Origin of the sequence: Jatrophihabitans sp. (genome assembly GCA_036399055.1) — a bacterium.
Taxonomy (GTDB): Bacteria; Actinomycetota; Actinomycetes; order Mycobacteriales; family Jatrophihabitantaceae; genus Jatrophihabitans_A.
Window position 1 is genome coordinate 208,192 of the sequence record DASWNX010000026.1, and the last position, 24,305, is coordinate 232,496.

Annotated in this window: 22 protein-coding genes and 1 pseudogene; 11 read left to right on the forward strand and 12 right to left on the reverse strand. The window is 68.0% G+C overall.

Going from position 1 to position 24,305, the window contains the following annotated elements; all coding sequences use genetic code 11:
* Positions 1 to 117: 117 nt before the first annotated feature.
* Positions 118 to 711 (reverse strand): FABP family protein, encoded by a 594-nt coding sequence (locus tag VGB75_10585; GenBank protein ID HEY0167476.1) that lies wholly within the window; start codon positions 709 to 711, stop codon positions 118 to 120.
* Positions 712 to 828: 117 nt separating this feature from the next.
* Between VGB75_10585 and VGB75_10590 the strand changes: the two genes are divergently transcribed.
* Positions 829 to 1,215 (forward strand): DsrE family protein, encoded by a 387-nt coding sequence (locus tag VGB75_10590; GenBank protein HEY0167477.1) that lies wholly within the window; start codon positions 829 to 831, stop codon positions 1,213 to 1,215.
* Positions 1,216 to 1,344: 129 nt separating this feature from the next.
* On the opposite strand, the gene VGB75_10595 is transcribed toward VGB75_10590, so the two are convergent.
* The 4 genes from VGB75_10595 to VGB75_10610 all read right to left on the reverse strand — a co-directional run bounded on the left by VGB75_10595 (position 1,345) and on the right by VGB75_10610 (position 4,448).
* Positions 1,345 to 1,644 carry a DUF1416 domain-containing protein gene (locus VGB75_10595; GenBank protein HEY0167478.1) on the reverse strand — a complete coding sequence of 100 codons (300 nt, stop codon included), beginning with the start codon at positions 1,642 to 1,644 and terminating at the stop codon, positions 1,345 to 1,347.
* 87 nt (positions 1,645 to 1,731) lie between these two features.
* A complete protein-coding gene (locus VGB75_10600) occupies positions 1,732 to 2,565 on the reverse strand; it encodes a sulfurtransferase (protein ID HEY0167479.1) in 834 nt (277 codons plus the stop codon).
* Positions 2,566 to 2,826: 261 nt separating this feature from the next.
* Positions 2,827 to 3,696 carry a hypothetical protein gene (locus VGB75_10605; protein HEY0167480.1) on the reverse strand — a complete coding sequence of 290 codons (870 nt, stop codon included), beginning with the start codon at positions 3,694 to 3,696 and terminating at the stop codon, positions 2,827 to 2,829.
* Positions 3,693 to 4,448 (reverse strand): alpha/beta fold hydrolase, encoded by a 756-nt coding sequence (locus VGB75_10610; protein ID HEY0167481.1) that lies wholly within the window; start codon positions 4,446 to 4,448, stop codon positions 3,693 to 3,695. Before VGB75_10610 ends, VGB75_10605 begins: the two co-directional genes overlap by 4 nt.
* 70 nt (positions 4,449 to 4,518) lie before the next feature.
* Here VGB75_10610 and VGB75_10615 point away from each other — a divergent pair, with 70 nt between their 5' ends.
* From VGB75_10615 to VGB75_10645, 7 genes are all read left to right on the forward strand, one after another.
* The gene (locus VGB75_10615) at positions 4,519 to 5,280 is read left to right on the forward strand and encodes a response regulator transcription factor (protein HEY0167482.1); all 762 of its coding nucleotides are present in this window, start codon (positions 4,519 to 4,521) and stop codon (positions 5,278 to 5,280) included.
* 41 nt (positions 5,281 to 5,321) lie between these two features.
* Positions 5,322 to 6,215, forward strand: coding sequence for a mycothiol synthase (mshD, locus tag VGB75_10620; protein HEY0167483.1), 894 nt, complete (start codon positions 5,322 to 5,324; stop codon positions 6,213 to 6,215).
* A gap of 211 nt (positions 6,216 to 6,426) precedes the next feature.
* Positions 6,427 to 7,422, forward strand: coding sequence for a PstS family phosphate ABC transporter substrate-binding protein (locus VGB75_10625; protein HEY0167484.1), 996 nt, complete (start codon positions 6,427 to 6,429; stop codon positions 7,420 to 7,422).
* Positions 7,423 to 8,382, forward strand: a complete 960-nt coding sequence (pstC, locus tag VGB75_10630) for a phosphate ABC transporter permease subunit PstC (GenBank protein HEY0167485.1) — start codon at positions 7,423 to 7,425, stop codon at positions 8,380 to 8,382.
* Entirely contained in the window at positions 8,379 to 9,290 is a 912-nt protein-coding gene (pstA, locus tag VGB75_10635; protein HEY0167486.1) for a phosphate ABC transporter permease PstA, read from the forward strand. The genes pstC and pstA overlap by 4 nt, the downstream gene beginning before the upstream one ends.
* Positions 9,291 to 9,304: 14 nt before the next feature.
* Positions 9,305 to 10,162 carry a phosphate ABC transporter ATP-binding protein PstB gene (gene pstB / locus VGB75_10640; GenBank protein HEY0167487.1) on the forward strand — a complete coding sequence of 286 codons (858 nt, stop codon included), beginning with the start codon at positions 9,305 to 9,307 and terminating at the stop codon, positions 10,160 to 10,162.
* Between the two features lie 119 nt (positions 10,163 to 10,281).
* Entirely contained in the window at positions 10,282 to 10,824 is a 543-nt protein-coding gene (locus VGB75_10645) for a carboxymuconolactone decarboxylase family protein (protein ID HEY0167488.1), read from the forward strand.
* On the opposite strand, the gene VGB75_10650 is transcribed toward VGB75_10645, so the two are convergent.
* Both VGB75_10650 and VGB75_10655 read right to left on the reverse strand, forming a co-directional pair.
* Positions 10,812 to 12,095, reverse strand: a complete 1,284-nt coding sequence (locus VGB75_10650; protein HEY0167489.1) for a glycosyltransferase family 39 protein — start codon at positions 12,093 to 12,095, stop codon at positions 10,812 to 10,814. The genes VGB75_10645 and VGB75_10650 overlap by 13 nt on opposite strands.
* Positions 12,096 to 12,131: 36 nt before the next feature.
* Positions 12,132 to 13,652 (reverse strand): bifunctional glycosyltransferase/class I SAM-dependent methyltransferase, encoded by a 1,521-nt coding sequence (locus tag VGB75_10655; protein HEY0167490.1) that lies wholly within the window; start codon positions 13,650 to 13,652, stop codon positions 12,132 to 12,134.
* Between the two features lie 143 nt (positions 13,653 to 13,795).
* Between VGB75_10655 and VGB75_10660 the strand changes: the two are divergent.
* Positions 13,796 to 13,954, forward strand: a pseudogene (locus VGB75_10660) (ClpX C4-type zinc finger protein).
* 1,019 nt (positions 13,955 to 14,973) lie between these two features.
* Entirely contained in the window at positions 14,974 to 15,375 is a 402-nt protein-coding gene (locus VGB75_10665) for a hypothetical protein (protein ID HEY0167491.1), read from the forward strand.
* On the opposite strand, the gene VGB75_10670 is transcribed toward VGB75_10665, so the two are convergent.
* The 3 genes from VGB75_10670 to VGB75_10680 all read right to left on the reverse strand — a co-directional run bounded on the left by VGB75_10670 (position 15,363) and on the right by VGB75_10680 (position 19,840).
* Positions 15,363 to 16,643 carry an MFS transporter gene (locus tag VGB75_10670; protein ID HEY0167492.1) on the reverse strand — a complete coding sequence of 427 codons (1,281 nt, stop codon included), beginning with the start codon at positions 16,641 to 16,643 and terminating at the stop codon, positions 15,363 to 15,365. The genes VGB75_10665 and VGB75_10670 overlap by 13 nt on opposite strands.
* A gap of 23 nt (positions 16,644 to 16,666) precedes the next feature.
* A complete protein-coding gene (locus VGB75_10675; protein ID HEY0167493.1) occupies positions 16,667 to 17,812 on the reverse strand; it encodes a ThiF family adenylyltransferase in 1,146 nt (381 codons plus the stop codon).
* 189 nt (positions 17,813 to 18,001) lie between these two features.
* Complete coding sequence (locus tag VGB75_10680) at positions 18,002 to 19,840, reverse strand: M3 family metallopeptidase (GenBank protein ID HEY0167494.1); 1,839 nt, start codon at positions 19,838 to 19,840, stop codon at positions 18,002 to 18,004.
* Between the two features lie 138 nt (positions 19,841 to 19,978).
* Between VGB75_10680 and VGB75_10685 the strand changes: the two genes are divergently transcribed.
* Positions 19,979 to 20,179, forward strand: coding sequence for a hypothetical protein (locus tag VGB75_10685; GenBank protein ID HEY0167495.1), 201 nt, complete (start codon positions 19,979 to 19,981; stop codon positions 20,177 to 20,179).
* 130 nt (positions 20,180 to 20,309) lie between these two features.
* Here VGB75_10685 and VGB75_10690 read toward each other — a convergent pair whose 3' ends face one another.
* Both VGB75_10690 and VGB75_10695 read right to left on the reverse strand, forming a co-directional pair.
* Positions 20,310 to 20,894 carry a hypothetical protein gene (locus VGB75_10690; GenBank protein ID HEY0167496.1) on the reverse strand — a complete coding sequence of 195 codons (585 nt, stop codon included), beginning with the start codon at positions 20,892 to 20,894 and terminating at the stop codon, positions 20,310 to 20,312.
* Between the two features lie 21 nt (positions 20,895 to 20,915).
* Positions 20,916 to 24,299: an amino acid adenylation domain-containing protein gene (locus tag VGB75_10695; protein HEY0167497.1), complete on the reverse strand. Its 3,384-nt coding sequence runs from the start codon at positions 24,297 to 24,299 to the stop codon at positions 20,916 to 20,918.
* Between the last annotated feature and the right edge of the window lie 6 nt (positions 24,300 to 24,305).

The following is a 24,305-nucleotide window of genomic DNA, read 5'->3' on the forward strand; positions in this document are numbered from 1 at the left end:
CTAAGGAGGTCGCCGGCTAGTCCGGTGACCTTCTGAAACCCCGAGTCGCCGGGCTTGTCCGACCGGCAGCAGGTTCACGGTGAACCGGCTCGGGGTTTTCACATTTCCGCAGGCAGGTCAGTCGCGGGTCAGGGCTGCGTTGAGGTGCGGCCGGTAGTCCCCTTGGGTCAACGCCAACTCCTGGACATACACCAGCTGCTCGCCGCTGAGCGCGTACAGCCGGCGCTCGCCTGCGACCTGCTTGGCCGACGGGGTGAATCCCACGCCGGCGGTGGCAAGTTCCCAACGCGAGTCGCCGGCCACCCCGGTGAACACCTCGATGATGCCCACCACGCTCGCCAGCACCAGCTCCAACTCGTCCTGGGCGGCGCCCATCCGCAGGAAGCCGCTCTCGCGGAACGCCGGCCGAAGCACTGAGCCGTCCGGGTTGAGCAGCCAGGCACGCGACTCATAAGCCAGGAAGGGCCGCCCGTCGTGGGCGAAGCTCAGGCGCTGGGCGTACCGGAACTCCTCCCCGGTGACCGGCTTGGCGCCGCTGCCGAAACCCGACCAGCGCCCGACCAGCCCCAGCACCGCCAGCAGCGCCGGATTGATCTCAGGCCCGGCTCGCAGGTCGGTGGTGTCGCCAGGCTCGGGCACGACAGGCCCGGGCCCAGCGGGCTCGGAGCCCTGCGGTGAGCCGGCGACCGCCGGCGGGAAGAGCTCGGACACCTACTGCTGGCCCGCGAACAGCTTGCCCACGATGAGGGCAGCCATACCGGCGATCGCCAGGAACGACACGATGAGCAGGATGATGAAAAACGACTCCATGAGCAGAGGATAGTCGCTGTGGACACACCCTCCCGTACGCCGATCATGCCCACCCTGGTCATCAAGTGCACCGCCGCGGCCGAGGACGCCGAGCGGTGCGCGCAGGCCTTCACCGTCGCTGCCACCGCGACGGCCGCCGGCGCCGCCGTCTCGCTGTGGCTGACCGGTGACGCCGCCTGGTTCGGGCTTCCCGGCCGGGCCGAGAGCTTCGTGCTGCCGCACTCGGCGCCGCTGGCGCAGCTGCGCGACGCGGTGCTCGAGCTGGGCACGCTGACGGTGTGCACGCAGTGCGCCCAGCGACGAGCCATCACGTCAGAGCAGCTCATCCCCGGCGTCCGGATCGCCGGGGCGGCGACCTTCGTCGATGAGATCCTTCAGCCCGACGCCCGAGCGCTGGTCTACTGAGCGTGCCCTGAACCTGTTGCCCTGAACCTGTTGCCCTGAACTGTTGTGCGGCCCGAATCCGCGCTGGCTGACGATCGGCGCGCGGATTCGGGCCGCCACAATGCCCAACGGCTAGGACAGGACGAGCGGCTAGGACAGGACGAGCGAGGCCTCCACCAGGCCGGGCGCCGGCGCGCTGACCGGCTGGCGCACCGAACCGGAGTTGTGCAGCACCGACAACGTCCACTCACCCGGCGCGGCGAAGAACCGGTAGTCCCCGGTGGCCGAGGTCAGCACCTCCGCGGTGAACTCACCAGTGGAGTCCAGCAGCCGGACGTAGGCCCCCGGCACCGGCGCCTCGTCCTTGGAGACCGTCCCGTAGATCACGGTCTCCTTGGCGAGGTCGACGTGCGCCGGCAAGGTGGGGGTCTGGGCAGGTGCTCCGCACATCAGTAGTTCACTTCCTCTTCGCGCGAGCGCTCATCGGCCGCTCGCTCCGGTCCTCGCTCGCTGACGCTCGCTGCGATCCTCACGCGCTCAGGCTCCCTTTTCGATCGGGACGCCGATCAGCGAGCCGTACTCGGTCCACGAGCCGTCGTAGTTCTTGACGTTGGAGTGCCCCAGCAGCTCGTGCAGCACGAACCAGGTGTGGCTGGAGCGCTCACCGATGCGGCAGTAGGCGATGGTGTCCTTGCCGGTGTCCAGCCCAGCGTCGGCGTAGAGCTTGGCCAGCTCCTCGTCGGACTTGAAGGTGCCGTCCTCGTTGGCAGCCTTCGACCACGGCACGTTCACCGCGGTCGGGATGTGGCCACCGCGCTGGGACTGCTCCTGCGGCAGGTGGGCCGGGGCCAGCAGCTTGCCGGAGAACTCGTCGGGCGAGCGGACGTCCACCAGGTTCTTGGCGCCGATCGCGGCGATCGTCTCGTCACGGAACGCCCGGATGGACAGGTCCTGGTCCTGGGCGCGGTACTCGGTGGCCGGACGCGACACCGCGTCCTTGGACAGCTCGCGGCCCTCCAGCTCCCACTTCTTGCGACCGCCGTCGAGCAGCTTGACGTCGTTGTGGCCGTACAGCTTGAAGTACCAGTACGCGTAGGCGGCGAACCAGTTGTTGTTGCCGCCGTACAGCACGACGGTGTCGTCGTTGCTGATGCCCTTGGCCGACAGCAGCGCCTCGAAGGCCGACTTGTCGACGAAGTCGCGGCGGAGCGGGTCCTGCAGGTCCTGCTTCCAGTCCAGCTTGACGGCACCCTCGAGGTGCCCACCGTCGTAGGCGGCGGTGTCCTCGTCGACCTCGACGATCACCACGCCCGGAGTGTTGAGGTTCTGCTCGACCCAGTCGGCCGAGACGAGCGCTTCGGAGCGGCTCATGAGATGGTTCTCCTTGATCGGTGTGGGAAGGCGTAGGACGAAAGCGGCGCGGCGGCGGGGTGGCGAAAGAGCGCTTGCCGCACGCGGCGAGGGGTGGGGCAGTCCCCGGCTGAGGCCGGTCTGGGCTACCCGATCAGAAGAGGGGACACAGCGCGCTGCCGACGCGGCACAGATCCACAGCGCGTCGGGAGGTGAGCAACTGACCCATAGTGGTTCCAAGACTAGCCACCTCAGCGAAGGCGGCCAAGTGCGCGGTCGATGTCAGCCCGACACCGCGTTGACCAGGACGTAGGCGCCCGGCGTGCTCAGCGCCACGGTCATCAGGACCGCGGCCACCGGACGCAGCCGGACAGCAGGGCTGGCAGGCCCGGCCGTCCCTGCCGGAGCGAGGCTGGAATGCACCCCGCTGAACGACGCCGCGATGGACAGCAGGCACGCCACCGCGGCGATCGCGGCGCCGACGAAAGCGGCCCGGCCGCCGGCGAGGTCGATCACCCGGTGCAGGCTGAGCAGCCCGACCGCGGCGCCGACCAGCACCCCGACGACCAGGGCGGGCAGCCCACGGGCGACCGCGGGGTCGAACCGGGGCGCCGGAAAGACCGCGTCGGTGAAGTGACTGGCCACCAGGCCGGCGGTGATCACGCCGAGCGCCGCCGGCGCCAGGATGTCGCCGTTGCCCTGCCTGCGCAGCACGATCAGACCGGCCAGGGCGACGAGGGCCACCAGCAGCACGGTGATGTCGGCCAGTGACTCCAGCACCCGGGTGCGCACCACACCTCTGGCGAGCTGGTGCAGGAACAGCAGCGGAACGGCCAATCCCAGCACTCCCAGCACCGGCGAGTAGCCGCTGTCGGGCCAGTGCATGATCGCGGCGTCGGCGCCGGCGGCCGCCAGCGCCGCCAGCGCCAGCCCGCCCTTGCGGCCGGGCACCGCGGTGCCGAACAGCCAGCTGAGCGCCAGCGACAGCTGCACCAGGCAGATCGCGACCAGCAGGCCCACGACGCCGAGGTAGGACCCGGCGGCCAGCGCGCCGCCGGCCAGCGCGGTGAGCACCGCCAACTGGATCTGCACAGCGGCAGCCGCGGCCGGCGCCGGCGAGGTGTCGGTTGGCGTGGAGGTGTCCGAGGTCACCGGCTCATGGTCGCAGACGGCCCGACCGTTCGGCGGGCCCAGCCGTGGATGCGCTCCACCAGCTGCGCGGTCATGGCGTTCTCGGCGTGTCCCATGCCGGGTTCGATCCACAGCTGCGAGCGCGACGCCGCGGCGGCCAGCATCCGGGCGTGCTCGATGCCGAAGTACGGGTCGGCGTCGCCGTGCACCACCAGCAGCGGCACGGTCACCGAGGCCGCCAGCTCCACCGGCGAGGCCGGCAGCTCGTCCCAGCCGCCGCCCACCCGGGTCCGAAACGCCCGGTGCAGCACCAGCCGGCCCAGCCGGGTCTCGACGCCGAAGTGCAGCCGGCGCATCGGGTCGGTGCCGCGCTCGTACCACCGTCCGGGGCCGCTGACCGCCACCACGGCCTCGGGGTCACCGCCCAGGCCCGCGTGCCGGATCACGATCGAGGCCCCCATCGAGAACCCGAGTGTGACCACGGGCACATCGGGGCGCCTAGCGCGTAGCCAGCCCACCCCGGCCTCGACGTCGGCGACCTCGTGCACGCCGATCGTGGACATGCCTTCCGAGGCTCCGTGCCCCCTGAAATTCAGCACCAGCACCGAGCCGCCCAGCTCCTGCAACCGCTCGGCGATCGAGACCACCTCAGGCGTGCGGGAGGACCCGGTGAAGCCATGGCCGAGCAGGTAGGCAGGGGCGCCGGCGCCGCCGGAAACATCTGCGTAATAGTCAGCCGATAGAACGATGTCGTCCGCTGTCCGAAGGCGCACAGGTTCCGGACCCCTCATCATGGGAGCATTGTTCCCGTTGTACCCACTACCGGCCCAGCCGGGAGGCGTCATGGAGATCTTCCTCCTCACCACGGCTGCGCAGCCGACCGCCGAAGTGCTCCCTGCCCTCGGGTTGCTCGGGCACCAGGTCAACGTCTTCGGATTCGACGTCAGCCCGCTGCTGACCAGCGACGCCGACGCCGTGCTGATCGACGGCCGGTTCAACCTGGCAGGCGCCCGGGCCTTCATCAAGGTGCTGGCCACCGCGGACGTGGGCATGCCGGTCATCGCGGTGCTGAAGGAGGGCGGCCTGGTCGCGCTGTCGGCGGACTGGGCAGTCGATGACGTGCTGCTTGACACCGCCGGGCCGGCCGAGGTCGACGCCCGGCTGCGGCTGGCGCTGGCCCGGCGCAACTCCATAGTCGAGGCTGAGCCCGGCGTGGTGAAGGTCGGTGACCTCACCATCGAAGAGGCCACCTACACCGCCAAGCTGAAGTCGAACACCCTGGACCTGACCTATAAGGAGTTCGAGCTGCTGAAGTTCCTGGCCCAGCACCCCGGCCGGGTGTTCACCCGCTCGCACCTGCTGCAGGAGGTGTGGGGCTATGACTACTTCGGCGGCACCCGCACCGTCGACGTGCACGTGCGCCGGTTGCGCGCCAAGCTGGGCGCCGAGTGCGAGGCGCTGATCGGCACCGTCCGCAATGTCGGCTACAAGTTCGTCAAGCCGGTCGAGCCGGGGCTGCGGAGCCGGGGTGGGGACTCAGCAGAGGACAGCTCCCCGGCAGGGGCGGACTTCAGCGCGCGGCGGGCTCCGGCCGGCAGCTCCTGAATCCCAGCAGCGGCTGAAGAGCGGGCGGCTAGCCTTGCCTGGTGACCTTGCCGATATCAGACGTCGCCACCCTAACCCCGGCCCTGGCTGAGGCGGTCCGCAAGCTGGCACGCCTGAGTCCGGACTCGGCCGACACCCCGCCGCTGAGCGAGCAGTCGCTGCTGCGGCTGGAGGCCGGCCCGCCGGTGCGGCACCTGGTCTACCAGCAGGACGTCCTCGGCCAGGACCCGGCGCTGCTCGGCTACGCCCAGCTCGACCCGGGCGAGCAAGCGCATGCGGTGGAACTGGTGGCCACCGACCCGCTGGTGGCCGCGGAGCTGCTTGAGGCTGCCGGGCGGCTGGTCGATCCCGGCCGGCTTCGGCTCTGGGCGCACGGGCGCAACAGCGTCGCGGCCCAGGCCGCGGCCCAGGCCGGCTGGCAACCGGTCCGGACCCTGCTGCAGATGCGCCGCCCGCTGGCTGACCTGGAGCTGCCTGAGACCCGGCTCCCCGACGGCGTCAGCATCCGGCCGTTCCAGCCCGGCGCCGACGACCAGGCGTGGCTGGAGGTCAACGCCCGCGCCTTCGCCTCCCATCCCGAGCAGGGCCGCTGGACCCAGGCCGATCTCGCCGACCGGATCGCCGCGCCCTGGTTCGACCCGGCCGGCTTCCTGCTCGCCGTCCGGGACGGGCGCCTGCTCGGTTATCACTGGACGAAGGTGCACACCGAGACCTCGGAGGCGATGGGTGAGGTGTACGTGCTCGGCGTGGACCCCGACGCCCAGGGCTTGAAGCTGGGCAAGGCGCTGCTCGCCGAGGGCCTGCGCCACCTGCGCGAGCGGGGACTGGGCGTCGTGCTGCTCTACGTCGAGGCCGACAACGACGCCGCTCGCAGCCTTTATGAAGGCATCGGGTTCACGGTCTTCGCCCGCGACATCCAGTTCGCCGCCGGCTGAGGCAGGCGGCTCGCCTCGCTGAGGCAGGCGGCTCGCCTTGCTCTGCGATGTCGGCGGCAAGGGCTCGACGAGGGTTCGCCACCCCGATTGCTCTCGTTCGCCTGCTGTTCACCTGACGCGACTTTGATCGCCTTGATCACCGGCAACGGATCGGTGGCCAACGTTGTCGGGCGCCGCTGCGCCTGGCATGTCGAGAGGGCAGCGATTTCTCGTGGCACGCAGGAGGCGGGGACTCTGGTCCCCTGTTCTGATCACTCCGGTTCTGGCGCTGGCGCTGGCCGCCTGCGGTGGGGCCGAAGCCGGCAACTCGGCCGACGCCGGGGGCGCGGGTGGGAGTTCCTCCAACCCCGCCAAGCTGTCCGGCAGCGTCAAGGTGGACGGCTCGAGCACGGTCGCACCGCTCAGCACGGTGGCCGCTGAGCTGTTCCAGGAGCAGAACCCGGGCGTGAACGTCACGATCGGCACGTCCGGCACCGGTGGCGGGTTCGAGAAGTTCTGCCGGGGAGAGACCGACATCTCAGACGCCTCGCGTCCGATCAAGGACAAGGAGAAGGCGGCCTGCGAGAAGGCCGGCATCGCCTACCAGGAGCTGATGGTGTCCAACGACGCGTTGACGGTGGTCGTCAACAAGGACAACGACTTCGTGGACTGCCTGACCGTGGCGCAGCTGAAGAAGATCTGGGAGCCCGGCTCGAAGGTCGACAACTGGAACCAGGTCGACCCTGAGTTCCCGGAGGAGGAGCTCAAGCTGTTCGGGGCCGGCACGGACTCCGGAACGTTTGACTACTTCACCGCCGAGATCAACGGCAAAGAGGACGCCAGCCGAACCGACTACCAGGCGACCGAGGACGACAACGTCACGGTGCAGGGAGTGAGCGGGTCAAAGGGCGGCCTGGGTTACTTCGGGTTCTCCTACTTCGAGGAGAACGCCGGCAAGCTGAAGGCCCTGCAGATCGACGGCGGCAGCGGGTGCGTCGCCCCGAGCGTCGCCGCGGTCCAGGACGGCTCCTACAAGCCACTGGGCCGTCCGCTGTTCATCTATCCCAGCGCCAAGGCGCTCCAGCGGCCTGAGGTCCTCGGCTTCGCCGAGTACTTCGTCGCAAATCACAAGCAGATCGCTGAGGAAAGCAAGTTCATCCCGCTGAACGCGACCCAGGAGTCGGAGCTGAAGGCGGCACTGGAGAAGCTGAAGAGCTCGGCCAAGTAGATGAGCGCGAGCCTGGCCGGTCCACCGACTGCCGGGCCCAGGCCTCCCGAGGACGGAGGCCTGGGCCGGCGGCGTAGCCATGTCGGTGAGAACCTCATCAAACTCATGCTGTTCTCGGCGGCGCTGCTGTCGGTCGCCGCGACCGTCGGCATCGTCATCGCGCTGCTGGAGCCGACCTTCGAGTTCTTCACAGAGGTCAGCCCGAAAGAGTTCCTGACATCGACCGAGTGGGCGCCGCTGTTCTCTGACGCCAAGTTCGGCGTGCTGCCGCTGGTGGCCGGGACGCTGCTGATCACCCTGATCGCGATGCTGGTGGCGGTTCCGCTGGGCCTCGGCGCCGCCATCTACCTGTCGGAGTACGCCAGGCCGAGAACGCGACGTGTGCTCAAGCCGGTGCTCGAGGTGCTGGCCGGCATTCCGACCGTCATCTACGGCCTCTTCGCCCTGGCGGCGGTCACACCGTTTCTGCAAAAGCACTGGCCGATCGGCGACGGGCCCGACATCTTCAACGCCTTGTCAGCCGGCCTCGTCATGGGCGTCATGATCATCCCGACGATCGCCTCGCTGTCAGAGGACGCCATGAGCGCGGTGCCCTCGGCGCTGCGCGACGGCGCCTACGCCCTGGGCAGCTCGCAGATGCAGGTCGCCACCAAGGTGGTCGTTCCGGCCGCCCTGTCGGGCATCGTGGCGGCCTTCGTGCTGGGGATCTCCCGAGCACTGGGCGAGACCATGATCGTGGCGATCGCGGCCGGCGGCCAGCCCAATCTGTCGTGGAACCCGCTTGAGGGCATGCAGACGATGACGGCGTTCATCGCCGCGGCGGGCATCGGCGACCAGCCCACCGGCACGATCGGCTACCAGACGATCTTCGCCGTCGGGTCGCTGCTGTTCGTGCTGACCTTCCTGATGAACATCGTCAGCATCCGGCTCGTCCGCAAGTATCGAGAGGTGTACGAGTGACGACGACCCTGACGCCTCGGCAGTCCGAGCCGGCGCCTGGCGTGGAAGAGGCGTTGCGACGGCGCCGGGTGCCGATCCGCGAAGGCGTGTTCAAGGGCGTCCTGATTCTGAGCCTGGCCGTCGGCGTGGTCTTCCTGGCGGTCCTGGTCAGCTACATCGTCTACCGGGGTTGGCCGCGGCTGGACAGCCGGTTGTTCAACAACTTCCCCTCGATCAGGCGTCCGCAGAACGCCGGAGCTCGCTCGGCGATCCTCGGCACCGTATGGGTGATCGCCTTCACCGCGCTCTACTGCCTGCCGACCGGCGTCCTGGCGGCGATCTACCTTGAGGAGTACGCCGACAACCGGCGTTGGCACAACCGCCTGATCGAGGTCAACATCCAGAATCTCGCGGCGGTGCCCTCCATCGTGTACGGCATCCTCGGCCTGGGCATCATCGCCAGGGGGCTCGGCTTCGGGCAGACGGTGCTCACCGCGTCCCTGACCTTGTCGTTGCTGGTGCTGCCTATCGTCGTCATCTCAGCCCGCGAGGCGATCCGGTCGGTTCCCAACTCCATCCGGCTGGCCTCGTACGCGGTCGGCGCGACGAAGTGGCAGACAATCAGCCGCCAGGTCATGCCGCAGGCCATCCCCGGCATCGCCACCGGCGCGATCCTGGCGCTGTCTCGCGCGATCGGCGAGGCCGCGCCGCTGCTGCTGCTCGGCGGGCTGACGTTCATCACCTACACACCGACCGGCATCCACAGCTCCTTCACGGTGCTGCCGATTCAAATCTTTAACTGGATCAGCCAGTCCCGCGAGGAGTTCGCGACCCTGGCCGCCGCCGCGAGCGTGGTGTTGCTGGTGATCCTGCTGGCGATGAACTCCGTGGCCATCTACCTCCGAAACCGCTATCAGAAGCGCTGGTGATCATGATCCAATCGATGAAGCAGACCTCACGGCCGACGCCGGTCCACCCGACTCCCGAGGTCGCCTTGCGCGCTCCCCGCTCCGCCGAGCTACGCAGCCCGCTGTTCACCATCCGGGACCTCTCGGTGTACTACGGTGACTACCAGGCCGTGCGCGAGGTGAACATGGATATCGGCCACAAGCAGATCACGGCGATGATCGGCCCGTCGGGATGCGGGAAGTCGACCGTGCTCCGGACGCTGAACCGCATGAACGACCTCATTCCCGGAGCGCGCGTCACCGGTGAGGTCTCCTACCGGCGCCAGGATCTCTATGCGCCCGAGGTTGATCCCATCGAGGTCCGGCGGCGCATCGGCATGGTCTTTCAGAAGCCGAACCCGTTTCCCAAGTCGATCTATGACAACATCGCCTACGGGCCGCGGGTGACCGGCATGAAAGTGCCGAACATGGACGACCTCGTGGAAGAGGCGCTTCAATCCGGCGCCCTGTGGGACGAGGTGAAAGACAAGCTCAAGCAGAGCGCGCTCACCCTGTCCGGCGGTCAGCAGCAACGGCTGTGCATCGCCCGCGCGATCGCCGTCAAGCCGGAGGTCATCCTGATGGACGAGCCGTGCTCGGCGCTTGATCCGATCGCCACGGCCAAGATCGAGGACCTGATGGCCATCCTCGCCGAGAAGTTCGCCATCGTCATCGTGACCCACAACATGCAGCAGGCGGCTCGGGTGTCTGATCGGACGGCCTTCTTCACCGCCGACGTCGACGAGGCAGGGGTGCGTCACGGCCGGCTGGTGGAGTTGAACGCCACCAAGACGATCTTCGCCACTCCCGCGGACCAGCGGACCGAGGACTACATCTCCGGCCGCTTCGGCTGAGCCGGCCGGCCCGGATCTCTTCGACAGTGCCCAAAGCAGGACGTCTCTCGCGCTCGGAAGCTCCATTAGATAGTGTCACTACACAAGCTAATGACCGATCGAAGTGGAGCGTGAGCGCAATGGCACACATCGCCCTGGGAGTGGATGAGAACCAGTTCCCCGGCATCACCGGGCCGATGATCTACCGTCCCGAAACGGCTAAACCCCTCAACGAGCTGGCCGAGGTGCTGCTTCGCGGGCCGCATACCTTGCCACCAGGTGAGCGGGAGCTGATCGCCGCCTACGTCTCCGGGCTCAACGAGTGCCAGTTCTGCTGCGGATCGCACTCGGCCTTCGCGGCCGCCCAGTTGGAGCAGGGCATGAGCCTGGTCGACCAGGTCCGCGCCGACCTCGACAGCGCGCCGGTGTCACCGAAGCTGCGGGCGTTGCTGCGGATCGCCGGCGCGGTCCAGGTCAGCGGTCGCGACGTCACCCCGGAGCTGATCAGCGCCGCCCGCGAGGCCGGCAGCACCGACCTCGAGATCCACGACGCGGTGCTGATCGCGGCGGCGTTCTGCATGTTCAACCGCTACGTCGATGGCCTCGGAACGCTGGCGCCGGATGACCCGCAGGCCTACGCCTATTCGGCGAAGAACATCGTCGAGCACGGTTACCGGGTCTGAGCCTGCGCCTGGGAGCGGCGGGGAGATCCGGGTTTCAGAGGCGGCCCGGCCACCCCGGGCGCGGAGCGGATGCGGCGGACGCCGAGCACGGCGAGCACGCCCAGGAACCCCCACAGCAGCAGCGCCCCGACCAGCTCGACGCCGACCAAGCCCCAGTAATTGGCGTGATCCCAGGGGAAACCGTGGGCCCACCGGGTGTAGATCTTGAACAGCACCACGCCGGCGAACAGGTTGTAGAGGGTCGCCCAACCGAAATTGATCAGGTACGCCGCCGCCATCGCCCAGACCAGGTACTGGCACCCGAACGCCGGGGCCAGGAACAGGAAGCTCACCAGCGACAGGCCGAGCGCCTCGGCAGCCATGGCCGGGCGGCGCCACACCAGGGCCGCCGGGCCCAGCGCGCACAGCAGCACCACCGGGAACCGGCCGGTCTCGGTCAGGAAGTCGGCCCAGCCGGGATCGTCGAACCAGTGACCGATCTGGATCAGGCCCCACTGGCTGATGCCGCTGCCGGCGTAACCGAGCACGTTGCTGCGCACCACGTCGCCGTGCGCGATCAGCGCGGGCAGCCAGGTGACGCCGGCCGCGAGCGTGAAGCCGGCGCCGAATCTCAGCAGGTTCCGCCGGCTCTGGGTCAAGGCCAGCACCAGCAGCACCGGTATCGCCACCACCGGGACGATCTTGATCCCGATCGCCAGTCCCATCGACAGGCCGGCGGCCAGCGGCTTGTCGCGGTCGGCCAGCAGGTACAGCGCCAGCAGGGTGAACATAACGAAGATCGGGTCGGTGTTGCCGTGGAAGCCGGAGATGATGAACAGCACCGGGCTGGCCGCCACCAGCGCGGCCGCCCAGGTGGCCTCGCGCAGGCTGCGACGCAGGCGCAGGATCTCGAACATCAGCAGCGCCGAGCCGACGTCGGCGAGGCTGGCTGTGGACCGGATGGTGAAGCCGATGCTGAAGCCGTGCTGGCGTCCGAAGTCCACGAACTGCAGGAAGTAACCGATCAACGGCGGGTGGTTGTAGAAGGACCGGTCGAAGCCGATGCCGTAGACGCCCACCGGGCCGCGGCTGGCGACGCCGTTGACGAAGTTCGTCCAGTGCCTGATGTCATTGGTGCCGTAGGTCCTGGCCGCGACCGTCACCTTCAACGCCAGCACCAGCAGCGCGATACCGAGCACCAGCCAGCGGCGGCGGCTTATCTGCCGCCTGGACGCCAGATCGGTCACCGCGCCGGCCGGCTGGTCACGCGCCGTTTCGGAATAGGCCGTCACGTCAGGGCCTTGGCGACTCGGTCGAGGCTGCCCACGTCAGGCACGGTGAGTGATGGAGCCGGCATGGTGCGGGCGCAGCCTGGCCACGAACTGGTAGCCGAACATGGTCGGGCGCAGCTGCACCAGCCGCCGGTCCACCACGCGCGCCGAGCGGGCCTTCCAGCTGTCGGTGCGGGTCAGCACCTCCAGCGGCAGGCCGGTGTACTCCAGTTGCAGGACGTCCAGGCCGGCCGAGCCGATCGTGCGGCGCAGGCTCTTGCGGGAGAAGAACCGCAGGTGCGTCTCGTCCAGGATGCCGCGCCGGTCGTAGTCGAAGGCGCCCACGGCGACCCGGCCACGGGAGTACCAGTGACCGAAGTTCGGCGTCGAGATCACGATCTGGCCGTTCGGTGAGAGCACCTCGGTCATCTGGCGCAGCAACCGCTCCGGGTAACGGACGTGCTCGATGACATCGGCGGCGACCACCACGTCGAAGTCACCGCCGGCCGCCTCGGGGATGCCGTCCTCCAAGTCGCCGAGGAAGAAGTCGTCGACCCGGTTGCGCACCCCGGCGATCTCAAGGCTGTCCACCCCGACCACCTTGTGCCCGAGCTGGCGGATCCGCTCGGACAGCCGGCCGCCGGAGCAGCCGAGGTCGAGCACCCGGCGCCCGGACGGCATCGCCGCCAGCATCTCGGTGATGACGGTGTGGGAGGTGCCCTCGCCCTCCTTGGCCGCGTACTCCGGATCGGCCGGCACCCACCGGTGGGTGCCGATGCCGACCTTGGTCAGCCGGTACTGCAGCACGTCGCGCACCACGTCGCGGGCGTACTTCAGCCCGTCGACGTAGCAGATCTCCTCGCCGTAGTAGGTCGGGATCGGCACCTCGACGATCCGCTTGCCTGCGTCGAGCAGCTGGATGATGATCTGGGTGTCGAAGTCGAAGTCGTCGGTGTTGAACGCGATCGGGAGCTCGGCCAGCGCCGACACCCGGTAGGCCCGGTAGCCGGAGTGGAACTCCGACAGCTTCGAGTCGAGCAGCCGGTTCTCGAACGTGGTGAGCACCCGGTTGCCGAGGTACTTGTACAGCGGCATGCCACCGGCCCGGGCCGAGCCCGGCTCCAGCATCCGGGAGCCGAACACCGCGTCGGCCTCGCCGCGCTCCAGCGGCGCCAGCAGGTCGGCCATCGCCTCGGGGGCGTACTGGCCGTCGGCGTGCAGTAGCACGATCAGGTCCAGGCCGCGCTCCTGCGCGAGCTGGTAGCCGGCCTTCTGGTTGCCGCCGTAGCCGAGGTTGCTGACGTGCCGGATCACCGTGGTCGGGATCGCCTCGTTGGCCTCGCGCCAGGCAAGGCCGGCGTCCACCGTGCCGTCCTGGCTGGCGTCGTCGCAGATCAGGATCTCGTCGATTCTGGCGCGCATCGCGTCGGGGATGCGGTCCAGGGTGGCCTGCAGGGTGGACTCGGCGTTGAAGGCCACGACCAGGACGCCGATCTTGAGCCGGTCGTGCCCGGCGTCTGGCCGGTCGTGCCCGGCGTCGTCGGGCCTGTAGGGAGGTCCAGCGAGGTCGGGCTGCATGAAGCCACGCTAGCAAAAGCGCGGGCTCAGCCGGTTCAGCCGCTCGCTGGGACGCCCCGGCCTGTTACGTTGCTGCCCGGCCTTGACACGTCAGGGTGAGCCTGACAAGCTGTCAGGAATAGCCTGACACTGGAGGATTCCCCATGACTTCCCAACCGGTCACCGAGCCCGCGGTCGAGCCCAGCGCCGTCGAGATCGCCTGCTCCTTCTGCGCCAAGCCGGCCCCGGAGGTCGCCAAGATCATCGCCGGGCCGGGCATCTACATCTGCGATGAGTGCGTGCAGCTCTGCAACGAGATCCTCGCCGCCGCCGCGGATCGGCCCGACGGGGCCGGCCCGCAGGCCGAGCTGCCGTTCTGGCAGGAGATGACCGATCAGCAACTGCTCGACCAGCTGCCCAAGATCGCCAGGGTCGCCGGCCAGGTCGAAGGCAGCCTGACCACGTGGGTGCGCCGGGTGCGTGGTCGGGGTGTTTCGTGGGCCCGCATCGGCGAAGCCCTGGATATGACCAGGCAGTCGGCGTGGGAGCGCTTCTCCGACCGCGAGTGAAGCGGCGCTGCTCGTAGATAACGCAAGCCCCGCGGTGCCAGTAGCGGCGTTACGATCGATCGATGGCGGGGGCTGCGATTGATCGGACGAGCCGTCGTGCGCGCTGACATCCTGCTGTGCGCGATCGCCCTGACCGGGCTGGCCTCGCTGGCCCTGGCACGCAGGCGCGTCTCACGGGCGGGCAGCCACCGCTACGTTCCGGCCCGCAGCGCTGGGCAATCCGGTCGCGGGATGGCAGGCGCCCGAAGCAGGCGCATCAGCGGCGCCGTCGTCGCGCTGGCAGCCGTGCTGGCGTTCGTGGTAGCAGCCGTGGTGGCGGCGGTGGTGTTGCTCTCGCCCGCCACGGACGTGCCTCCCGGGCCTGACGTGACTCGGCCGGACCAGCGGGCGGCTGCGTCGAGCGAACCGCCTGGAAGCGCGACGGCGAGCCCGTCCCAGTCCAGAGCCTCCGCATCCCTCAGCAGCGCACCGACCCGCTCGCCGACGCCGAGCTCAGTGAGTCCGACGAGACCAGCGTCGACCCCCTCGGCATCCCTTGGCGCCCCTGGGGCGTCGTCACAGGTCATCCTCCGCGGCCCAGCCGGCAGCGCGCCAGCCGCAGCTCCTACCCGGACGGAGCCGAAGGCGAATCCGTCGCCGAAGCCCAGCAAGACGGTGGTCAAGCCTTCGCATCCGGCTCCCCCCACCCACGCGGGCCGCCCGACCAGCAAGCCGAAGCCAAAGATCACCCGCGTCACGTCCTGATCTGCCAGCCCGTCTGGAAAACTGGCGGGGTGGACCCCCTGCTCTCCAAGATCGAGGCTCTGGCCGAGCCCGGCTGCTACTCGCTGACCTTCACCCTCGACACCGGCGAGGACCGCGCCGTGGTGGTCCGGATGCGCGGCGACGAGCCCGTCCTGCCGTCGGCGAACTCGTTCGCGGGCTGGACGCCGGGATCGCGGGTCGCCACCGCCGCCATCGCCGTGGTGCGGGCGCTGCACCAGGCCCGACAAGGCAGCGGCGGGTCTGCCGGACGGCTGCTCGACGTCGAAGGCGGCTGGGACGTCGGCATCGGCAACGTGGTGCTCTCTGCTGAAGGGGCGCCGACGTGCGTCGGGCACGGCGAGCTGGCGGTGGCCGAGGCCGGGGTTTTCCGGTGCCAGACGTGCGGCGCGGCGGCGCGCTATGAGCGCTGACCGCTACCCGACTCTGTTTCCGGCACAGCCAAGTCTGCTGCTGGCACGTCTGGCGCCGGCCTAGCCGAAGACGGGCGCCTATACAAAACGCTGCGTGAGGCTATCAACGCGACGCCGAGCCGGAAGGCGGCGGCGATACCGATGATGAGGTAGATATTCTCCAGCGTGGCCTGCAGGGCGCCAGCCACGACAGCCGCGATAGGTATGGACGTGAATGCCAGCATGCGCGTTGCCGCGATAACCCGTCCGAGGATGTAGGCCGGCACGATTTGCTGGCGCAGGCTGAACCAGGACACGACGTTGATGGCTCCAAATCCAGCGAGCAGCCCCCAGATGATGGTGATCTCTACGACGTGTCGAAAGACGATCAAGCTCGAGGTGACGACGCCAGCCGCGGCGGTGCTGAAGATGATCACGCGTCCTGGCGGGATGCGCCGGATGATCCAGGGCGCTATTGATGATCCGAGTACGGAGCCGATACCTTGAGCACCGAACACCAGCCCGATGACGCTGGGGCTTAGGTGGCGGTACGTCGTCAAGTAAAAAATAAAGTTGGCTTGGACCAGCCAGATGGCGAAGTTCGTTCCCGTGAAGGTCAGCGCGCCGGCGAAGAGGATGCGGTCGCGTCGGAAGATGTACTCCCCGGCTTCGCGGATGTCCTTGACCGCCCCTGACAGGCGCTTACCGCTGCCGTTGACGGGTGTCACTTGCGGTGAGTGGTAACGGATGAGAAGGATCGCGCAAGCCGATACAGCGAACGTAGCGGCGTCGAGGTAGATGGTGGCCTCGTAACCGATCACGCTGATGGCCACGCCCGCGATCACGGGCCCCACCAGACCCATAGCATTGTCACCGGCTTGCATCCAGGCATTGGCCTGCGGCAGCTTGGCCTTGGGTGATACATCGGGGATGAAGCTTTGGAACGCAGGGTGATACAGCGGATCGACGCAAGACAGCAAGAACGCGACCACAAATATGGGCCAGACCGTGTCCACGGACACGGTGACGACAATCGCCAGCACGATCGCAAGCAGGCTGGACACGGTGTCACCGGCCACCAGCATCAAACGGCGGTTCACCCGATCAGCGAGTACGCCGCCCGGAAGTGACAGCAGCAGGAACGGCAGGTATTCAACCGCGTAGATCGCACCGGTCGTCAAGGCCGAGCCGGTCATATGCAGGACCAGCAGGGGCAGCGTCAGCTTATAGAGCCAGTTGCCCAGTGATGAGGTCAAATAGGCGAAGATAATCAGCCGGTAATCGCGCACTGATCATGCACCTCCGCATGCGATCACGAGGCAGTCGCACCAACAAGTGGCTGGCCGTTCAGCGCGTCATCGCGCTGGCCGCACACCGTGCATTCGGGCAGCCTATCCCACCGCTCCGCCTCGCTCACCTCATAATCGTAGAAGCGCAGTTGCATCAGGCGACCAGCGGCAACTGGCGGCGCGATGCCGGTGATGAGTCGGGTCAGCTCACCCAGCATGAAGCCGGTCGTCATGGTGACCAGCGGCGTGAAGGCCGCGTTGTTGCCGCCGATCTGCAGGTCACGCTTCTGCTGCAGCAAGGCAGCCGATGTCGGGTCACTGTTGAATACTCCAAGTCGCCAACATTCAACGCAACCGGTAGTGCCTGGTATCACTGTGTAGTAGATAGCGCGTTGAGTGTCGAGCCCCCCGTTCAGGAATGGCACTCCGGCTTGCACGCATCCTGCATTCACCCAGTGCATGATCTCCATCTTCGGACGGTCGGCGACACAAATCAGTAGATCGGCGCCGTCTGCCACGCTGGCTACGTCCTCCGCCGAACCGATACGCATCGACACCGGCTCAATTTCAATTCGTGGATTGAAATCGCGCACTCGCTCGGTGGCCAGCCGCAATTTCTCCTGCCCGATGTCGCCGTCTCGGTAGAGGATCTGTCGATTGAGGTTAGAGATTTCGACCCGGTCGAACTCGATGGCGCGGACGTGCCCCACGCCCATTGCCGCCATGTCAAGCAGCAGATGCGACCCGAGACCACCAAGGCCCAGCAATGTGATTCGGGCATCTCGCAGGCGTCCCTGCAATTCGTACTTGTTCTGCCGCATCGACGAGTACGAGCCAAAAAAATTGATATTGCGAGCCCATCGGCTTAGTTCGTAATCATCAAGAATGCCGGCAGGCGTGTGACTGCCGTCGAGCAGAAAGCCGGCTTCGTCCAGCTGGCGTATAGCGGCTTGAACGTCCTCGACCGACGACAGTGGATAATCTTGTCGTAGGGCGGTCCACACCTGCTGGACCGTGCGGGATCCGTCTAGCAGTTCCAGCAACCGACGGATCTGCCCACTGGGGTCTTCAATCTCTGTCACCTGTCCATGACCGCCGATTTGCACTAGCACGGCAGTGCCGAACAAAGGATATGTAGGCTTCAACATAGGCAGAGCATCGGAATCCATCTTCACCCCTAACTGACCGTCCGATTGCTGCCAATCGGCGCCTGGGCTTACCCCGGGTATAAACTTGCCCGGGTCTCCGTTGGTGGGTGCTTCTACCACTCACCAACGGAGACCTGGTTCAGGCTCAGCCTTCGTCGCTGCCAGAAGCAGTGCTGACCTTGCGGGTCGTCAGAGTGATCGTCATTGTTGTCACCTCCCTCCTGATACGTATTCATCTGCTTTCGATGGCTCTGGTGAGCCTTCGAAAGTTCGGGCCGCGGCTGCGGTCACGGCGGTGGCTTCGTCCAGGTCGGCCACCCGCTGACCCAGCGCGGCAAGAGTGCGTTGCCAGGTCTCAGAAGACAGCGGGTCTACGCCCGCCAGCAGGAGCAAATCCCGAGGAGCAGCGCTGCCTCCGGCAGCCATCAACGCCAGGAGCCCCTCGCCGAAATCAGCACCCAGCACGGCGCGTTGCTCGACCAACGCGGCCGCAGCGAACTGGCCATACATATAGGCATAGCTTGAGCCGGGCGACTGGAAGATTCCGTCCAGACAGCTCCACCAGTTGGTGAAGCTGTGGGAGAGCGGGAGCTCGTCACCGTACAGCTCTCGCTGCGAGTCCAGCCAGAGATGGCCGATGGTCGCGCTGTCCAGCTGACCGGTAGCTCTCCACTGATCACGGAGGGCTCCTTCAAACCTATAGATCGCCACTTGCCGGCAGGCGCCTACCAGCTGGTCCTCTATCCCGCGCGCCGTCAGGGTGGCCACGGCCGGCGAAAGTGTCTGCAGTTGTCCGAGGTGTGTCAGCGTCGCTGCCTCGAAGAAGAGCGCGACCGTCTCCGCCAAGACTCGCGGCGTCGCGGCTGCCAGCAGTGGCAAGTCCGACGCCATCATCATGTGCACTCCGTGGCCGAGTTCGTGCGCGAGCAGCAAGACGTGCCGCAGCGAACCGTTGAAGTTGACCGAAATCCAGGGCAGTTCACCTGGAACATCTTTTGTGAACGGGCTGGCTGATTTACCCGGCCGGTGCGCTGCGTCTACACGGTTGGACTTCAGAAGCGTGCGGGCAGCGGCCCCGCACTTGGGATGCACGGCGTCAAAGCTCGCGAGCACCGTCTCGACCGCCTGATTCCACGAGATCTCGGCACCGCCAGCATCCACTGGCGCGTAGCGATCAGCCTCATCCAATTCGGTCTCACCAAGCAGGAGCGCTTTCACGCGGAAGTAGCGGTGAACCAGCGGGTATCCAGCGCTCGCTCCAGCGACGAGAGCATCGACCTCAGCCTCGCTCAGCTGGTCTGAGACTAAAGACTCATCCATCCACGAGGTTCCGGTGAGTTCGGCACGCGTCAGCCCGTCGGCCACAATCATCGACAGCGCCAGGGCGCGCAAGTCCAGCTCGCCAGCGAGCGCTTGGGTGATCTCGCGCTGTGTTTGGCGGCGAAGGCGCCCGTCGGCCCGGTAGAGGTTCGGCATAGCGCTGCCGACGCTTGTGACACCGTCGGAGGTGACGACGCGAATCCTGCTGAGCAGTTGACGGGCCAGCGTCTGCCAACCGTCTATCCCTGACGGCCGGACAGCTGCCAGCACATCACGTATCTCGTCGTCCGAACTGGCCGCCGCTACAACCCGGTGGTAAAAGTTGTGAAGCTTTCCTCCGGGGGCCAGCAACTCGTGCTCACCTGCCACCGTTGCATCCAGTGCCGCTAACTCCGACTCAACGAAACCGAGTGTCGCGCTGAGCTGGGACCACGCCACGTCACAGCGTCCGAGCGCTTTGGCCCCGTCGGCTTCATGGATTCCCGATGCCACAGCTAGTTCTGCGTAACTGGTAAGCCTTTGTAGGTCTCCCACGCAATCCTGATACGCGCCGATAAGGGCGGCGAACCGCTCTTGGTCGAGGCCGGCCAGCTTGTTCCTGCACGAGCGTGCGATTTTCTGCGCACGGGCCGCTAGCGAACTGAGCTGCGCGTCAACAACCTCTTCGCGTACCGCCTCAGCAACGACGGAGACGTCCCACGTAGGCAAGGCTTCTGAGGTAATCGACACATGCAGCCCATCACTCGATCATGGCGTGTAACTTGGATAAATCGGACTAATATCTTTTAAGGTACATATAGCCACGTCGTGCGGCAAGTACCCGACAGATAAATTCCATCCAGCGAATGCCCGCCGATAGCGAACAGGTTGTCGGTCACGCCCACCGCCGTCGGCGGTGGCCAGCAGCTCGCCCCAGATCCGGGCTGGGACGTCGGCATCGGCAACGTGGTGCTGTCTCCTGAAGGGGCGCCGACGCGCGTCGGGCACGGCGAGCTGGCGGCGTCCGAGGCCGGGGTGTTCCGGTGCCAGACGTGCGGCGCGGCGGCGCGCTACGATCGGCAGCCCTGACGCGCCACCAGCTCCTGTCGCGACTCGACCGGCGGTTTCATGTGCAGCTGCCAGCGCAAGCGCGCCGTTCACGCTGCGCGCCCGACTTCGGCCTGGCCGAAGGAACGCGGCTAGCGATGCCGCACCGCGCCTACGTGAATTCCACGAACACCAGCCGGCGTTGCGTGTCTCGTTTCCAGATGTGCGCACCCCACCGAACACCCGGCTGTGTGAGGCGGCTACCTGAGACACCGGGAACTTCGAAGTAGCCCTCGGCCTTGGCCCAGAACCTCTTCGCCATGTCCGAATCCAGCCAGGAGATCCAGCCACGGTCATCGATGAAGCCCACCGGCGCGTGTCGATGAAGGAAAGCCGCGACCTGCTTCTCACTCGCCCACTGGGCATGCTTAGTCGTCCACTCCCGCCCGGACTCATCCCACAACCTGCCAGGCTCTGCCTTATTGATCGATGCGGCACTGGCGGCGCGGAGCCCCGCCTCGGGTGGAGTGAGGAAGAGCTGCGCGTCAGCGGGCAGGTCGAGCTGGTCCAGACGCAGACTCAGGTCCCGCGGCAGCAGCTCGTACGGGGTGTGGAGCTTCCAGTCCTGGGCCGGCTTGCCCAACTGGAGCTGGGCGAGGGCATCGGTGACGATCTGCAGAAGGATCGGATCACCGGAATAGGCCACTACGGTCGGCACGCCGTCCACCAGGACGAGCAGCGATCTCTTCTCGCTCATCTACGCTCCCTGCTCTCCGGGTCAGGAGCCCGGTTCGCCGGGGGCGGCGCGGCGGCGGTTGCGCTGGGCCAGCGCCGCCCGCAGCAGCTCATCCAGGGCCTCGTCGCTGAGATCGTCCAGCTCCGCGGCTACCCCCGCCTGGCCGAAGTCAGGATCGGCCGACACGATCTCGGCCAGCTCGCCGATCGTCGGATGAGCGAAGATCTCGTGCACCGGCAGGCTCACCCCGTAGCTGTCAGTCACCCGGGCGACGAACCTGGTGGCCGTCAGCGAATGCCCACCGATGGCGAACAGGTTGTCGGTCACGCCCACCGCCGTCGGGGTGGCCAGCAACTCGCCCCAGATCCGGGCCAGCGTCTCCTCGACCGGGGTCCGCGGCTCGACCCGCTCAGCCGCCGCCGGACGGGCGCCCCACTCCGGCGCGGGCAGCGCCGCCCGGTCGACTTTCGCGTTCGGGGTCAGCGGCAGCGCCGGCAACGCCACGATCAGATCCGGCACCATGTAGTCGGGCAGCGAGGCCTTCAGGTGCGGGCGCAGCAACTCCAGCAGGTCAGCGCCCGCCTCAGCGACAGCACCGCCACGGCGCGGCACCACATAGCCCACCAGCACCTGCTCCTCGCCCCGAGCAGCCACCACCACCGCCGCCTGGCGCACGTCGCGGTGCGAGCGCAGCACGGCCTCGATCTCACCGCACTCGATCCGGAATCCCCTGATTTTCACTTGGTGATCGGTGCGGCCGATCAGCTCCAGACCGCCGCCCTCGCGCCACCTGCCCAGGTCGCCGGTGCGATACATCCGGGCGCCGGGCTCGTCGCTCCACGGGTCCGGCCGGAACGACTGCGCCGTCAGCCGCGGCCGGTCGTGGTAGCCGCGAGCCACCCCGCGCCCGCCGATGAACACCTCGCCCAGCACCCCGACCGGCACCGGCGCCAGCCGCTCGTCCAGCAGGTACAGCCGGGTGTGCTCGATCGGCTCGCCGATCTCGACCGGGCCAGGCTCCTCGGAAACTATCCCGGCGGCTGACCACACCGTCGTCTCGGTCGGGCCGTAGGCGTTCCACAGCACCGACTCGGGCGTTCTGAGCTGCTCGGCGAGATCGCGCGGCAGCGCCTCGCCGCCGCACAGCCGCAGCCGCAACCCGGCCGGCACCCCGCCGGCGGCCAGCAGCAGCCGCCAGGTCTGCGGGGTGGCCTGCATGGCGTTGACCGCCCGCCGCTCGATCAGCGAGCGCAGCCGGTCAGGCTCGCGGACCTCCTGCGCGCTGGCGATCACCAGGTCCGCGCCGCAGACCGGCGGCAGCAGCAGCTCCAGCAGCGCGATGTCGAAGGACAGCGTGGTGACCGCTGCGAACCGGTCGTCCGGGCCCAGGTCGAGCGTGCGCTGGAACGAGGCCAGCAGGTTGGCCACCGCCCGGTGCCCGATGCCGATTCCCTTGGGCTGCCCGGTGGAACCGGAGGTGAAGATGATGTAGGCGAGCGCGTCCGGAGGCACCGGCGCCGGCACAAGCGGCTGCGCCTCGGCGACGGCCTGGTCCCCGACGTCCAGCACCTCGACACCGCTGCCCGCGCCAAGCGAGCCACCCTCGACGATGGAGCCCGCCAGCTCACGATTGGCCTCGTCGGTGACGACGACCCGCACGCCGGCCCCCCGGGCCATCGCGGCCAGCCGCGACCGCGGGAAGTCAGGGTCCAGCGGCACGTACGCCCCGCCGGCCCACCACACCGCGAGCAGCGCGCTCAGCATCGGAACCCCGCGCTCCAGGCACAGCCCGACCGGCGTCTCCAGGCCCACGCCGCGCTCGGTGAGCACCCGGGCCAGCCGGGCGGCCCGTTGGCACACCTCGGTCATCGGCACCGACTCGGCGCCGTCGATCACCTGCGACGCCGAGGCCTGCAGCAGCGTCCGGACGTCGAACGGCTCGTCGGCGCCGGCCGGCACGGAACTGCCCGGCACAGAACTGCCCGGCACAGAACTGCCCGGCACGGAACTGCCCGGCACGGAACTGCCCGGCACCGGGCCATCCGCCGCCGGACGGGAGCGCCGGTTGCGTTCGAACACCAGCTCCCGGGCCTGCTCGGCAGACAGCATCGGCAGGTCGGTGACCGGCGTCTGCGGAGTGGCCGCGGCGTGTTCGAGCACCAGCGCCAGGCAGCCCAGGAACCTGTCGGCCCACGGCGCGTCGAAGAGGTCGGTGTTGTACTCCAGCGCCAGGGTGGTGCCCTGCCCGTCGGAGGTGTCGGCGTACAGGGTCAGGTCGAGCTTCGCCGTCCCGGTGAGCAGCGCCCAGCTGAAGCCGGCCTTGACGCCGGGCAGGTTCAGCGTCGGCGGGGTGAGGGACTGGTAGCCGAACAGCACCTGCGTCAGCGGCGCGTGCGCCAGCGAGCGCTCGGGGGCGAACTCGTCCACCAGCTTCTCGAACGGCAGTTCCTGATGCGAGACGGCCTCGACGGTGTTGTCGCGGACCCGGCCGAGCAGCTCGAGAAAGCTCGGGTCACCGGCGAGCGAGGTACGCAGCGCGACGGTGTTGGTGAACAGGCCCAGGATCGGGTCCAGCTCGACATGGGTGCGCCCGCCCACCGGGGTGCCGATCACCAGGTCGGTCTGGCGGGCATAGCGCGAGAGCACCACCGTGAAGCCGGTCAGGAACGCCATGAACATGGTGGCGTTGCAGCCGACCGCCACCTCGGCCAGCCGGTCGGTGATCGCCGGGTCGAGCGAGCGGACGGCGACCGCCCCGCGCGAGGACTGACGAGCCGGCCGAGGACGGTCGCTCGGCAGGGTGAGGACGGCGGGCGCTCCGCGCAGCTGCTCGCGCCAGTACTGCAGCTGGCGTTCGAGTTCCTCGCCGCGCAGCCGGTCGTGCTGCCAGACGGCGTAGTCGCCGTACTCCATCACCAGCCGGGGCAGCGACGCCGGCTCCCCGGTCACCTCGGCCCGGTACATCGCCGACAGCTCGTCGATCAGGATCTGCATCGACAGGCCGTCGCTGATGATGTGGTGCAGCATCAGGGTGAACAGCCGGCGATCCGCCCCGGTGTCAATCAGGGCGGCCCGCATCAGCGGCCCGTGGGCCAGGTCGAAAGGCCGCGTGGCTCGCTCGGTGGCGATCGCGCGGGCTTGGCGGACCCGCTCGTCCTCGGAGTCGGTGTCCGACAGCGAGATCCGCTCGATCAACACCGTGCCCGAGTCGGCGACGACCTGCTCGGGCACCCCGTCGACCGCCACGATGCTGGTCCGCAGCACCGAGTGCCGCTCGACCATGGCGTCCATCGCGCGCTGCAGCGCCTCGACGTCAAGCGGGCCCTCGAGCCACATCGCATAGGGCATGTGGAACGTCGGCTCGCCCGGGGTGAGCTGCTCCAGGAACCACAGCCGCCGCTGGGAGAACGACACCGGATAGCGCATGGCCGC

What these genes read in the sequence shown, in the direction of transcription:
- pstB (HEY0167487.1), top strand. Translation starts at nt 9,305, where the DNA reads ATGAAGCAGACCTCACGGCCGACGCCGGTCCACCCGACTCCCGAGGTC.
- VGB75_10645 (HEY0167488.1), top strand. Translation starts at nt 10,282, where the DNA reads ATGGCACACATCGCCCTGGGAGTGGATGAGAACCAGTTCCCCGGCATC.
- VGB75_10690 (HEY0167496.1), bottom strand. Translation starts at nt 20,894, where the DNA reads ATGAGCGAGAAGAGATCGCTGCTCGTCCTGGTGGACGGCGTGCCGACC.
- VGB75_10615 (HEY0167482.1), top strand. Translation starts at nt 4,519, where the DNA reads ATGGAGATCTTCCTCCTCACCACGGCTGCGCAGCCGACCGCCGAAGTG.
- VGB75_10695 (HEY0167497.1), bottom strand. Translation starts at nt 24,299, where the DNA reads ATGCGCTATCCGGTGTCGTTCTCCCAGCGGCGGCTGTGGTTCCTGGAG.
- VGB75_10675 (HEY0167493.1), bottom strand. Translation starts at nt 17,812, where the DNA reads ATGGATTCCGATGCTCTGCCTATGTTGAAGCCTACATATCCTTTGTTC.
- VGB75_10655 (HEY0167490.1), bottom strand. Translation starts at nt 13,652, where the DNA reads ATGCAGCCCGACCTCGCTGGACCTCCCTACAGGCCCGACGACGCCGGG.
- pstC (HEY0167485.1), top strand. Translation starts at nt 7,423, where the DNA reads ATGAGCGCGAGCCTGGCCGGTCCACCGACTGCCGGGCCCAGGCCTCCC.
- VGB75_10595 (HEY0167478.1), bottom strand. Translation starts at nt 1,644, where the DNA reads ATGTGCGGAGCACCTGCCCAGACCCCCACCTTGCCGGCGCACGTCGAC.
- VGB75_10600 (HEY0167479.1), bottom strand. Translation starts at nt 2,565, where the DNA reads ATGAGCCGCTCCGAAGCGCTCGTCTCGGCCGACTGGGTCGAGCAGAAC.